This is a genomic window from Sphingobium fuliginis, from assembly GCF_015074805.1.
In the GTDB taxonomy this organism is placed as follows: domain Bacteria; phylum Pseudomonadota; class Alphaproteobacteria; order Sphingomonadales; family Sphingomonadaceae; genus Sphingobium; species Sphingobium fuliginis.
Genome location: NZ_CP060035.1, coordinates 1277956 through 1290356 on the forward strand (window position 1 = coordinate 1277956; position 12401 = coordinate 1290356).

At 64.8% G+C, this 12401-nt stretch carries 11 protein-coding genes; 4 read left to right on the forward strand and 7 right to left on the reverse strand.

Features of this window, described 5'->3' with window-relative positions; genetic code table 11:
- Nucleotides 1-19: 19 nt before the first annotated feature.
- The 4 genes from H5V43_RS05970 (at nt 20) to H5V43_RS05985 (ending at nt 4351) form a co-directional block, all read left to right on the forward strand.
- Nucleotides 20-370, forward strand: coding sequence for a GFA family protein (locus tag H5V43_RS05970; protein WP_025547387.1), 351 nt, complete (start codon nt 20-22; stop codon nt 368-370).
- Between the two features lie 142 nt (nt 371-512).
- Complete coding sequence (locus tag H5V43_RS05975) at nt 513-1718, forward strand: saccharopine dehydrogenase family protein (protein WP_025547389.1); 1206 nt, start codon at nt 513-515, stop codon at nt 1716-1718.
- A gap of 118 nt (nt 1719-1836) precedes the next feature.
- Entirely contained in the window at nt 1837-3009 is a 1173-nt protein-coding gene (locus H5V43_RS05980; protein ID WP_025547391.1) for a carboxynorspermidine decarboxylase, read from the forward strand.
- A 148-nt stretch (nt 3010-3157) separates the two neighbouring features.
- Nucleotides 3158-4351: a type III PLP-dependent enzyme gene (locus H5V43_RS05985; protein ID WP_025547393.1), complete on the forward strand. Its 1194-nt coding sequence runs from the start codon at nt 3158-3160 to the stop codon at nt 4349-4351.
- A 74-nt stretch (nt 4352-4425) separates the two neighbouring features.
- Here the strand turns inward: H5V43_RS05985 and H5V43_RS05990 are convergent, their stop codons facing one another.
- From H5V43_RS05990 to H5V43_RS06020, 7 genes are all read right to left on the reverse strand, one after another.
- Nucleotides 4426-5631 carry a class I SAM-dependent RNA methyltransferase gene (locus H5V43_RS05990; protein ID WP_025547395.1) on the reverse strand — a complete coding sequence of 402 codons (1206 nt, stop codon included), beginning with the start codon at nt 5629-5631 and terminating at the stop codon, nt 4426-4428.
- Entirely contained in the window at nt 5628-7022 is a 1395-nt protein-coding gene (locus H5V43_RS05995) for a bifunctional ADP-dependent NAD(P)H-hydrate dehydratase/NAD(P)H-hydrate epimerase (RefSeq protein ID WP_025547396.1), read from the reverse strand. The genes H5V43_RS05990 and H5V43_RS05995 overlap by 4 nt, the downstream gene beginning before the upstream one ends.
- A complete protein-coding gene (locus H5V43_RS23565; protein ID WP_244968671.1) occupies nt 7022-7210 on the reverse strand; it encodes a hypothetical protein in 189 nt (62 codons plus the stop codon). The genes H5V43_RS05995 and H5V43_RS23565 overlap by 1 nt, the downstream gene beginning before the upstream one ends.
- A gap of 190 nt (nt 7211-7400) precedes the next feature.
- Nucleotides 7401-8117, reverse strand: coding sequence for an N-formylglutamate amidohydrolase (locus H5V43_RS06005; protein ID WP_025547399.1), 717 nt, complete (start codon nt 8115-8117; stop codon nt 7401-7403).
- Entirely contained in the window at nt 8114-9013 is a 900-nt protein-coding gene (locus H5V43_RS06010) for a 4-(cytidine 5'-diphospho)-2-C-methyl-D-erythritol kinase (RefSeq protein ID WP_025547400.1), read from the reverse strand. Before H5V43_RS06010 ends, H5V43_RS06005 begins: the two co-directional genes overlap by 4 nt.
- Nucleotides 9000-10622: a tetratricopeptide repeat protein gene (locus H5V43_RS06015; protein WP_025547401.1), complete on the reverse strand. Its 1623-nt coding sequence runs from the start codon at nt 10620-10622 to the stop codon at nt 9000-9002. Before H5V43_RS06015 ends, H5V43_RS06010 begins: the two co-directional genes overlap by 14 nt.
- 31 nt (nt 10623-10653) lie before the next feature.
- Nucleotides 10654-12306 carry an electron transfer flavoprotein-ubiquinone oxidoreductase gene (locus tag H5V43_RS06020; protein ID WP_025547403.1) on the reverse strand — a complete coding sequence of 551 codons (1653 nt, stop codon included), beginning with the start codon at nt 12304-12306 and terminating at the stop codon, nt 10654-10656.
- Nucleotides 12307-12401 lie beyond the last annotated feature (95 nt).

The window sequence follows — 12401 nt, forward strand, 5'->3', positions numbered from 1 at the left end:
TCCAAAAAAGGAGATTCCAATGCCCTACACCGGAAGCTGCCATTGCGGCGCCGTCACCTTCACCGTAGCCGCCGATGCGCCCGGCGAGGCGATGACCTGCAACTGCTCCCACTGCCGCCGCAAGGGCTTCATGCTGACCTTCGTCCCCGCGGACCAGTTCACCCTCGACAGCGGTGCGGACAAGCTGAGCGACTATCAATTCTACAGGCACAGGATCACGCACCAGTTCTGCACCGACTGCGGCACGCAGGCCTTCGCGCAGGGCCAGGGCCCCGATGGCTCGGCCATGCAGGCCATCAACCTGCGCTGCGTGCCCTCCGTCGATCTCGACGCGCTCAGGATCAGCAAGGTGGATGGGGCGAGTTTCTAGGACCGGTCGATATTCAGCCCATGGCGTGCGGGAAGGGGGCTGACCGGGCTCCCTCTCGACAGACTGACTTTGCGCTGTAACGCCAACTCCCTATATGGGCGCTTTCGCGCGGATCGCGCGGCACAGCTATGGAGCAGTTGAATTGAGCAAGGTTCTGGTCATTGGTGCGGGTGGCGTCGGGTCTGTCGCGGTTCACAAAATGGCGATGAACTCTGACATTTTCAGCCATATCACACTCGCCAGCCGCCGCATCGTCTCCTGCGAGAAGGTGGCCGAATCGGTGAAGGCCCGTACCGGCGTCACCATCGACGTGGCGCAGGTCGACGCCGACAATGTCGCCGAAACCGTCGCCCTCATCGAAAGGGTGCAGCCGAAACTGGTCGTGAACCTTGCCCTGCCCTATCAGGACCTGGCGATCATGGACGCCTGCCTCGCGACCAAAACCGACTATCTCGACACCGCCAATTACGAACCGCGCGACACGGCGAAGTTCGAATATAGCTGGCAATGGGCCTATCAGGAGCGCTTCAAGGAAGCCGGCATCATGGCGCTGCTGGGTTCGGGCTTCGACCCCGGTGTCACCAGCGTCTTCGCCAGCTACATCAGGAAGCATCTGCTCGACCGGATCGACACGCTCGACATACTCGACTGCAATGGCGGCGACCATGGCCAGCATTTCGCCACCAACTTCAACCCGGAAATCAACATCCGCGAAGTCACCGCGCCCTCGCGCCACTGGGAAGGCGGCAAGTGGGTGGAGGGCCCGGCGCTGAAACACAAGCAGGTCTTCGACTTCGACCAGGTGGGGCAGAAGAACATGTACCTCATGTATCATGAGGAACTGGAATCGCTCGCCAAATTCTACCCTGAAATCAAGCGCATCCGTTTCTGGATGACCTTTGGCGACGCTTATCTCAAGCATCTGGAAGTGCTCCAGAATGTCGGCATGACCCGCATCGATCCGGTGATGTACAATGGGCAGGAAATCATCCCGCTCCAGTTCCTGAAGGCCGTGCTGCCCGAACCGTCCAGCCTGGGTTCGACCACCAGGGGCAAGACCAATATCGGCGACATCGCCACCGGCCTCAAGGATGGAAGCCAGAAGACGGTCTATGTCTATAATGTCTGCGACCATGAGGACGCCTATGCCGAAACCGGCAACCAGGCGGTCAGCTACACCACCGGCGTCCCCGCGATGATCGGCGCGGCGCTGATGCTGACCGGCGCATGGCGGGGTGAAGGCGTGTTCAACATCGAACAGTTCGATCCCGATCCCTTCATGGACATGCTGAACCGGCACGGCCTGCCCTGGCAGGTGAAGGAACTGCCCGCGCCGCTGGATTTCTAAACTGGATTTTTAAAAAAGCTTCGTTCCTGACGCCGTTCGGGCTGAGCCTGTCGAAGCCCCTTACTTTTCTTCAAAGTAAGCCGCACCTCAACAGGCTCAGGGCGGCGTGGATGAACCGATGGAAACCAAAGCCGGCGATCCCGCCGCCTTCGCCCATTTCGACCTGCGCCGCGTCCCTTCGCCCGCCTTCGTGGTGGACGAGGCCGCGGTGCGCCGCAACCTGTCGGTCCTGCGCGACATCCGCGACCGCGCGGGAATCAGGGTGCTGGGCGCGCTCAAGGCCTTCTCCATGTGGTCGCTTGGGGGCGTGATCGGCGAATATCTCGACGGCGTCTGCGCCTCCGGCATATATGAAGCGCGCCTCGGCCGGGAAGAATATCGCGGCGAAGTCGCCACCTATTGCGCCGCCTACAAGCCTGAAGATCTGGCCGAAATCCTTAGGATTTCAGACCATGTCATCTTCAACAGCCCCGGCCAGATCGCGCGCCTGCGCCCGGTCATCGACGATGCCCGGATGAACGGTGTGAACTTCGACATCGGCCTGCGCCTCAATCCCCTCCATGCGGAGGGGGAGGTGCCCAAATATGACCCGTCCCAACCGCACAGCCGCCTCGGCTTTCCCATCGACCAGCTGCGCCCCGAACATCTGGAGGGCGTCGACGGCCTCCACATCCACAATCTGTGCGAACAGGATTTCCTGCCGCTTCAGCGTACCTGGGCCGCCATCGAATCCCGCGTCATGCCCCATGTCGGCCGCCTCAAATGGCTGAACTTCGGCGGCGGACATCATGTCACGCGCGCGGATTACCAGATCGACGACCTGATCGCCTTCCTCCGGGCGATAAAGGCGCAAACAGCCCTCGAACTTTATATCGAGCCGGGCGAGGCAATGGCGCTGGACGCGGGCATATTGGTCGGCGAAATCCTCGACGTGATCGACAACGGCATGCCCGTGGCGATCACCGACATCTCCGCCACCTGCCACATGCCCGACGTGATCGAGGCGCCCTACCGCCCGGCCATGCTGCATGAGGAAGCGGACGGCCCCGTCACCCGACTCGGCGGTCCATCCTGCCTCGCCGGGGACATCATAGGGGACTATCGAGTCCCCGGCGGCGCGACTCCGGGGCGGCGGATCGCCTTCCTCGATCAGGCCCATTATTCGATGGTAAAGACCAACACATTCAACGGCGTGCCGCTGCCGGCCATCTGGCTGTGGAACTCGGAAACCGACGAACTCAAGCAAATCCGGGAGTTTTCCTACGAGGATTTCAAGTCCCGTCTCTCCTGACGCACATTTCATAGCCGGCCGCGCAACAAAATTTACGCATGCGCTTTACAGGGGGACCCCTGCCGCATATATCGCCCTTCCGCTGCCCCATGGGACTTCCACCGCAAGGCAGCTTCTTTGCCAACGACTACCCTGGAGGTCCCTTGAGTTGCACAAGCATCATAGCGCGCTGGGGGTAGCGACCGCCCTCAAACCGGCAGCACCGGTAACGCTGATCCGTCCCCAGGCTGCGGCCCGGGCCGCCCGATTCTTCTCTGAGAAGTTTCCGGGGCGCTCGCTCTATGCAGTCAAGGCGAATCCGTCTCCCGATCTGATCCGCACCCTCTTCGCTTCCGGCATCACGCATTTCGACGTGGCGTCCATCGCGGAGGTGCGCCTGGTGGCGGAGACGCTGCAGGGCGAGGGCAAGCTTTGCTTCATGCACCCGGTCAAGGCCGAGGAAGCGATTGCAGAGGCCTATCACGTCCATGGCGTGCGCACCTTCTCGCTCGACACGCTGGACGAGCTTGCGAAGATCATGCGCGCCACGAATGATGCGACCGATCTTGAGCTGTGCGTGCGCCTGCGCGTTTCCTCCGAACATTCGGAACTCAGCCTTGCGTCCAAATTCGGCGCCGAACTGGGCGAGACCCGCGAACTGCTGATGGCGACCCGCCAGGCGGCCGATGCTCTGGGCATCTGCTTCCATGTCGGCAGCCAGGCGATGAGCCCGCAGGCCTATAGCGACGCCATCGAACGCGTGCGCGCGGCCATTGTCGATGCGGCGGTCACGGTCGACATCATCGATGTCGGCGGCGGCTTCCCGTCCATCTATCCCGGCATGGAGCCGGTCGCGCTCGAAAATTATTTCGACGCGATCCATCGCGGTTTCGAGAGCCTGCCGATCAGCTATTCGGCCGAACTATGGTGCGAGCCCGGCCGCGCCCTTTCCGCCGAATACAGTTCGGTCGTCGTGCGCGTCGAACGCCGTCGCGGCACGGAACTCTATATCAACGACGGCGCCTATGGCGCGCTGTTCGACGCGGCGCATATCGGCTGGCGCTTCCCTGTGGCCCTGCTGCGCGAGGAAGAGAGCGAGGCGGAACTGACCGGCTTCTCCTTCTATGGCCCCACCTGCGACGACATGGACCATATGGTCGGCCCCTTCATGCTGCCGGACGACGTGCAGGCGGGCGACTATATCGAAATCGGGATGCTCGGCGCCTATGGCGCTGCGATGCGCACCGGCTTCAACGGCTTCACATCCGAAGCCGTGGTGGAGGTGGAGGATGAGCCGATGGCGAGCCTCTATGTCGATGCGATTCCGGCCCGCCGTCGCGCAACTGTCATCAAGCTGGGGTAGAGGCTTGGGCCTCCCCCTTGAGGAGAGGATGCAAGGCCCCTCGCCGCACTCCCCCGCGGCGAGGGGCTAATCTCTCAGCGCCGGAAGATGCCGACCAGTTCCACATGGGTGGACCAGCGGAACTGCCCCACCGGCCGAACCCGCTCCAGCCGATAGCCGCCGGCGATCAGATGCGCGGCATCCCGCGCGAAACTGGCAGGGTTGCACGAAATATAGGCGATCACCGGCACCCGCGATGCGGCGAGCTGCATCACCTGCTCGCGCGCCCCTGCGCGCGGCGGATCGATGACAATCCCCGCGAACCGGTCAATCTCCGCAGGCGTCAGCGGTCGCCTGAACAGATCGCGATGATCCGCCACCATGCGCCGCCGCGCCTTATTCGCCGCCGATTTGAGCGAGAGGACAAGATCACGCGCCGCCTCCGCCGCATAGACGGGCCGCCCATCCCCCAAAGCCAGGGCGAATGTGCCAAGCCCGCAAAAGAGATCCGCAACGGCGCCCTCCGCCGGCATGGCGGCCTGCGCTTCCCGCACCAGCGCGGCTTCGCCATCGGGTGTCGCCTGAAGAAAAGCGAAGGGCGGAAAAGCAACCGGCACGCCGCCGAAGCTGACCGTGACCGGCTCCGGTTCCCACCGCGTCTGCGGACCGTCCCCTTCATCGATGGTCAGGCGAGCCAGCCCATGGTCCCGCGCAAAAGTTAGAAGCGCCTCGTCTGCGGCAAGCCCCTCGATCCGCACGCCCTCCAGCAAAAGGTCGACGCCCTGATCGGTCAGCGACATGCGGACATGCGCAGCGCGCTTCTCGGGCAGGATGACCGCGCACAGGCTCCTCAGCGGCGCCACCAGCGCGAACAGCCGGGGATCGAGGATCTCGCACATCGCGAGGTCGACCAGCATATGGCTGCCCGATTCGGCAAAGCCGATGACGACCTTCCGCCCCTGTCTGCTTGCGCGCAGCGATGCACGGCGACGGACCTTCGGCGGCGAGATATGCGGCGGCAGGAGCATGCCGGGTTCCACGCCCTGCCCTGCCAGGGCTCCTGCAACGCGCGCCGTCACGAACTCCGCGTAGCTCGCATCGTCGATATGCTGCAACTCGCATCCGCCGCAGGTCGGAAAGTGAACGCATGGCGCGTTGACATGATGCGGCCCCCGCAATATGCCGCCGTCCGCCGCGATCCTGTCACCAGGCGCGGTCAACGGAACATGGCGGCCAAGGGCGGTCACGCCATCGCCCTTCGCGGCGATGCGGACGATGATGTCGGTATCAGGGTCGGTCACAGGCGGGAGGCGATAGCCGCTGGCAGCTCCGCAAGCAAATCGTCCGCGATGAACGCCGCGCCCGCCCGCCTCGCCGCCTCTCCATGCAGCCACAGCGCTTCACATGCCGCCTGGAATCCGTCCCCCGTGACAGCGAGCCGAGCAGCGACCAGCCCCGCCAGAACATCGCCCGTCCCCGCCGTCGACAGCCAGGATGAACCCGGCGGCGAAAGGACAGCGCGCCCATCCGGCGAGGCGACAATGCTGTCGCTTCCCTTGTAGATCAGCGTCGCGCGCGTCCGCTTCGCCGCCTCCAGCGCCCGCTCCACCTTGCTGCCCGGCAGATTTCCGAACAGGCGGACAAATTCGCCTTCATGGGGCGTCAGGACCGAGCCCTGCGGAATGGCGTCCACCCCCTCTTCCCCCAGCAAGACCAGCGCGTCGGCGTCCAGAACGAGCGGATGCCCGGCGGCAAGTACGGCTTTCAACCGATCCGAAGCCTCGCTCCCACGTCCCAGGCCCGGCCCTACCAATATGGCCCTGAACCGATCGTCGTTCAGAGAACGCGCTACATCCCCCGCCTTATCGGCCTGCTGCGTGACGATGGCGCCCGGCCCCAAATGCACCAAACCCTGCACCAGATGCCGAACCATGCCCGATCCCGCACGTGCCGCGGCCTGGCTGGCGAGCAGTCCGGCGCCCGCCATTTCGCCGCCAACCACGGCGACCAACCCCCGGCTATATTTATGCGCGTCGGGCGCCGGCGGATGCAATTGCGGCGGCGCCAGCCGGTGAATCTTCGCGCCGGACGCAACAATGCCGATGTCGGCGCAAACCAGCCGCCGCCAGCATCCTGCGGCCGGTTGCAACATATGCGCCGGCTTTAGCGCACCCAGGGCAACACAGACGCCCATGACAGGCACATCGGAAAGCAGTTCGCCCCTATCCGTCTGCACGCCGCTAGGCAGGTCCACGGCATAGCTGAAGCTCGCCTGTTCGGTAAGGGCGCGCAGCTTCGCCGCGATCGCCCAGTCCAGCCCACGAGAGAGGCCGGTCCCGAACAGCGCGTCCACGATCTGCGTCGCCGGCGCCGCGTCCAGGAAAGCTTCGACGGGGCCACCCCATGCCTCCCGCGCCTTCATGCTGGAATCCGTTCGGCTTTCGCCAAGGGCGGCGACGCGCACCGGCACGCTTCGCGCCCGAAGGAGCCGCGCGATCACGAAGCCGTCGCCGCCATTATTGCCGGGACCGCAGAGGACCAGCAAGTCACGCTTTCCACCTGCCCGCCAGATGATCTCCGCAGCGGCGGCCCCCGCGCGCTCCATCAGCATATATTCGGGGATGCCGGCTGCGATCACGGCCTGCTCCGCCCGCCGCATCTCGGCCGCCGTCAGGATCGCATGCATCCGCATCATTTCTTCCCTTCGGAGAAGCGGGCGGGAAGGCGATAGCGGTCCTGCCCGACGCTCAACGCGATTGCCCCCTTGCCGGCGACCTGAATACCGGCCTGTTCTGCCCCGTCCGCCAACGCGATTCCGCGTCCGTCATGGACTATCCGGAAGCGCCGGAAGCCGCCGTCCGCATGGCGCACCGTCAGCATCTTCCCATCCCGCTCGACCGCACAATCCTCGCTCCACTCCGCGCCCGGTCCGATTGCGCAGAAAATCTTTTCCCGCCCTTTCCCCGCAAGTTCGCCGGACTCCGGGCGAGGGCTGCATCCCGCCAGCGCAAGACACAGAAGCGCATCATGCATCAACGAGCGGGATTTCATCATTCCTGCCCGCTGCCCGTCATGCGAGCCGGCTGCGGCATTCGAGAACCACCGGAGCCAATATTGCGGCAAATCGCCTTTGCCCTTCCTCATCGCTGACCAGATCCTGCCGCATCTCTATGCCCAGATAGGGAATGCCGTTCCTCTCCGCATGACGGTTCATCGTGGCGTTCAGCACCTTGCCCGAATAGGGCAGTTGGTCACCCACTTTGAGCCCCGCCGCCTCCAACATGGGAATGGCGATCCGGGCGGCCCTGTCATCCTGGTTGTAGAGCACGCCGATGTCCCAGGGCCGCTTCTGATCGGGATCGCTGGCGAGGCGCGGCGTGAAGCTGTGGACGGACAGGATGAACGGCGAAGCCATGCCGTCCAGCAGCCGCGCGACATGATGATGATAGTGGTGGTGGAACCGCATCATCCGGTCGGCGAGGTCGGCATGGCGGTTTCCCGCAATGGCATGGCCATCGCTCATGACGGGCAGCAGGCCGGGTGCATCCTCTTCCCGGTTGAGGTCGATGACGAGGCGCGAAACGCCGCCGAGCACCGCCGTGCAGCCCAGTTGCCGCGCCAGCAGCGCGCTGACCTCCGCCACGCCGATGTCTATGGCGATATGATCGCTCAGCAAGGCGGCATCGATCCCCAGGTCGATGTCCGCCGGAACATGCGCCGAGGCATGATCGGCAATGATCAGGATGTTGAGGTCGCCTCCATCGATCTGTGTGAAAGCCTCGCTCATGCCGCCCTGATCCTCGTTTCCGCGACCCACCATCCGTTCCAACCAGCGCGCAAGACTGCCGCAGCCTCCGCCATCTGCCGATCCCTATCGAAGAGGGCGAAGCAGGTCGCGCCCGACCCGGACATGCGGACAAGGCGCGCTCCGGCGCAGGCTCCCAGCGCCGCCAGTACATCCGCGACGACCGGCGCTGCCGCCATGGCGGCCTGCTCCAGGTCGTTGCGCCCCTCGATGATCAACTGTTCCAGCCCCTCTGCCGCAAGCGGACCCCGGTCCAGCCGATCCCAAAGTCCGAAGACTTCCGCGGTCGACAGGGCGACGCCGGGATTGACGAGCAGGATCGGCATGGCGGTCAGGCCTTCGACAGCCTGGGGCTGCAATATCTCGCCGCGTCCACGCACCATTTGCGGGATGCTGCCGATGCAGGCGGGAACGTCCGATCCCAATGAAAGGGCGATGCGCTCCAGAGCCTGCGGAGCCATCGGCGCATTCCAGAGCCTGGTCAGCAAACGCAGCGCAGCCGCGGCATCGGCGGAACCGCCGCCAATGCCCGAGGCGACAGGCAATATCTTGGTCAGCCTCAGATCGGCGCCGGGACTTCCCCCCAGATGGGCCTGCAACGCGCGGGCGGCCTTTACCACCAGATTGTCCGGGCCGCCATCCAGCAAGGGACCGAACGGGCCATCCATCTCCAGCCTGATTTCTCCGTCCGCGCGGATGCGGCCCGTCAGCCTGTCGCCCAACTCGGTGAAGACGAACAGGCTCTCCAGCGCATGATAGCCGTCTGCCCGCTTGCCCCGGACATGGAGCGCCAGATTGATCTTGGCAAAGGCGGTTTCGACCAGTTCGCCCGCGTCCACGGGGCGGGCGGCGACATCCTCCGCTTCAACGTGCGGCATATTCCGGCTTCATCCCCTCTCTGGTCTTGGCGGCCAGTCGCTGCGCCGTCTCTCCCTCAGCAAAGACGGCCGCGGCGCGCCAGGCATAGCGCGCCTCATACCGTCGTCCGGCTGCCCAGAGCGCATCGCCCAGATGTTCGTTGATGGTCGCGTCTGAGGGCGCGCCCGCTGCTGCCCGCTCCAATATCGGCACGGCGGCATCGATGTCGCCGGTCACGAACTGCGCCCAGCCCAGGGAGTCGGTGATCGATGCATCCTGCGGCTTCAGCGCGCTCGCCTTCTTCAGCAACTCCAGCGCCGCATCCATGTTCTGCCGCCGCTCGATCTGCGCATAGCCCAGATAATTGAGTATGGCCGGTTCGTTCGGCGCCAGCTTGGCCGCCCGCTCCAGCACGGCCCGCGCTTGGTCCCATTGCGCGCCCTGTTCCAACGCGCTGCCTTCGAACAGCAGCAGCGCCCAGGGAACGGCATCGTCCGAATAGCCTGCCTGCGCCGCGCGGAAGGCCGATGCGGCCGCCCGGTAATCCTTTTCCTGCATCAGCAACTGACCCAGCCGGACATGGCGTTCCGGCTCCGCATTGGGGACGGCTGCGAGCGCATGGGCAAGGGTGATCGCCTCCGGCCGCTGGCCCGCCGCCGCCAATGCCTCGACCAGTTCGGCCTGCCCCAGCGCGCCGTACCAGCCGGCGCCGGGGACCTTGCGGGCTTCCTCGACCGCATAGGCCGCATAGCCGCCCCGGCTCAGCAAATCGGCGGCGACGATGCGGGGCGCGGCCCCGGCAGGATCGGCAAAGGCGGCGATGCGCGCAAGCCTGATCCCCAGCGACCCCGTGCTGCCGTCCGAGGATATGTCGGCGGCCAGCCGGGTAAGCAGCCGGGCGAACCCCTGCCCCGCCGTCAGGGCCTTGCCATGGAACGAAAGCGCCTTGCCCCTGGCAATATCCTCGCGGGCCTGCGCGAAATTGGCGTGGGTTTCGGGCAGAAGCGCCAGCGCATCCGCCCTGGCGCCCCGCGCCGCCAATTGTCCGGCGAAGAGCAGCCGCAGTTCGTCCGCCTCTGCGGTCCGCAATGCAAGCGCCTGGTTGATCGATGGCCGGGCAGTCTGAAGGTCGCCGTTACGCAGCGCCTGCAGCGCCAGATGTTCGTCCAGATAACGTTTCGCGAGGGAGGCGAAACGATCCGTGGGATCGATGACAGGCGCCGCATAGCGCCCCTCCCCCACCGAAATCCAGCTGCGCATGATCGGCGCCAGAAAGGCGAAATTGCCTTCCGCCACCATGCGGTCGACGATCAGCCTTGCACCTGCCCAATCCTTCCGGTTCAGCGCGTCCGCGATCTGGAGCAGGGTGCCGTCGCGCGGCAGGATGCCGTCGCTTTCCAGCACGGCGGCGGAGCGCAGCGCCAGCGCCATATCGCCGCTGATCACCGCCTGGAAATAGGATCGGCGTGCAACCTCCAGACTGGCGGGATCGCCCGCCAGCGCTTGCCGGTAGCTGGTCAGCGCAAGGCCGGGAGCGCCGTCGTCATCGGCCAGGCGCCCCCGCATATAGGCATGCAATGCGCTGCCGGGGTCCACCGATGCGCCCGCCGCGGCGGGCAGCACCAGCATGATTGCAGCAAATGCCTGTTGAGGTAGGCGCCTACATGTTCGGATAGTTCGGTCCTCCACCGCCCTCGGGCACCACCCAGTTGATGTTCTGGGTCGGGTCCTTGATGTCGCACGTCTTGCAGTGGACGCAGTTCTGCGCATTGATCTGGAAGCGGGGTTCGCCTTCTTCCAGCCCGACCACTTCATAGACGCCCGCCGGACAATAGCGTTGCGCCGGCTCGTCATAAAGGGGCAGGTTGTAGGAAATCGGGATGGACGGGTCCTTGAGCTGGAGATGGACCGGCTGATCTTCCTCATGATTGGTGTTGCTGAGGAACACCGACGACAGCCGGTCGAAGCTGATCACGCCATCGGGCTTGGGATAATCGATCTTCCTCGACACGTCCTTGCGCCACAGCTTCTCCGCATCGGGCTTGTGCTTCATCGTGAAGGGCAGGCCGATCTTCAGCGTGCGCATCCACATGTCGATGCCCGCCAGCACCGTGCCGATGGTGTTGCCGAACTTCGACAGCAGCGGCTCGGCATTCTTGACCAGTTGCAGTTCGGCCGCGATCCAGCTCGACCGCAGATTGGCCTCATAATCGTCCAGCACATCGCTCGACCGTTCGGCCCGGATCGCAGCGAAGGCCGCCTCCGCCGCCAGCATGCCCGATTTCATCGCGGTATGCGTGCCCTTGATGCGGGGCACGTTGACGAAGCCCGCCGAGCAACCGATCAACGCGCCGCCCGGGAAGGCGAGCTTGGGGATCGACTGCCAGCCGCCCTCGTTGATCGCCCGCGCGCCATAGGAGACGCGACGCCCGCCCTCCAGATATTTGCGGATTTCCGGATGCTGCTTCCAGCGCTGGAATTCCTCGAACGGGTAGAGATAGGGGTTGCGATAGCCCAGCCCCACGACGAAGCCCAGCGCCACCTGCCCATTGGCCTGATGGTAGAGGAAGCCGCCGCCATAGGCGTCGGTCAGCGGCCAGCCCTGGGTATGGATGACGAGGCCGGGCTTGTGCTTGGCGGGATCGATGTCCCACAATTCCTTCATGCCCAGGCCATAGACCTGCGGCTCGCTGTCGGCATCGAGCGCGAACTGGCGCTTCAATATCTTGGTGAGATGGCCCCGCGCGCCCTCCGCAAAGAAGGTGTAGCGCGCATGCAGTTCCAGCCCAGGCTGATAGTCAGGCTTGCGATTGCCCTCCCTGTCGATACCCATGTCGCCGGTCGCGACGCCCTTCACCGACCCGTCCTCATTGTAGAGGATTTCCGCCGCCGCGAAGCCGGGGAAGATTTCGACGCCCAGCCCCTCGGCCTGTTCGGCCAGCCAGCGGCAGAGATTGCCCAGCGATCCGGTATAGGTGCCCTTGTTGTGCATCCATCCCGGCGTCATGATGTGCGGCATGCTCATCTTGCCGCCCTTGCTGAGGAACCAGTGCTGATTGTCCGTCACCGGCACTTCGGCCATCGGGCAGCCCATGTCGCGCCATTCGGGGAACAACTCATCCAGCGCCTTGGGATCGACCACCGCGCCCGACAGGATATGGGCGCCGATTTCCGAGCCCTTTTCCAGCACGCAAACCGACAATTCCTGCCCAGCCTCGTTCGCGAGTTGCTTCAGCCTGATGGCCGAAGACAGCCCCGCCGGTCCCCCGCCGACGATGACGATGTCATAGGGCATCGAATCCCGTTCGCTCATATTCCCTCCATTTCGTCGACGCCGCCGGTTTTCCTTCCTGATCCGGTCGCCGCGCTACCCAAACGTTTTGCCATTGAGCGCGATGAAGAAACTTG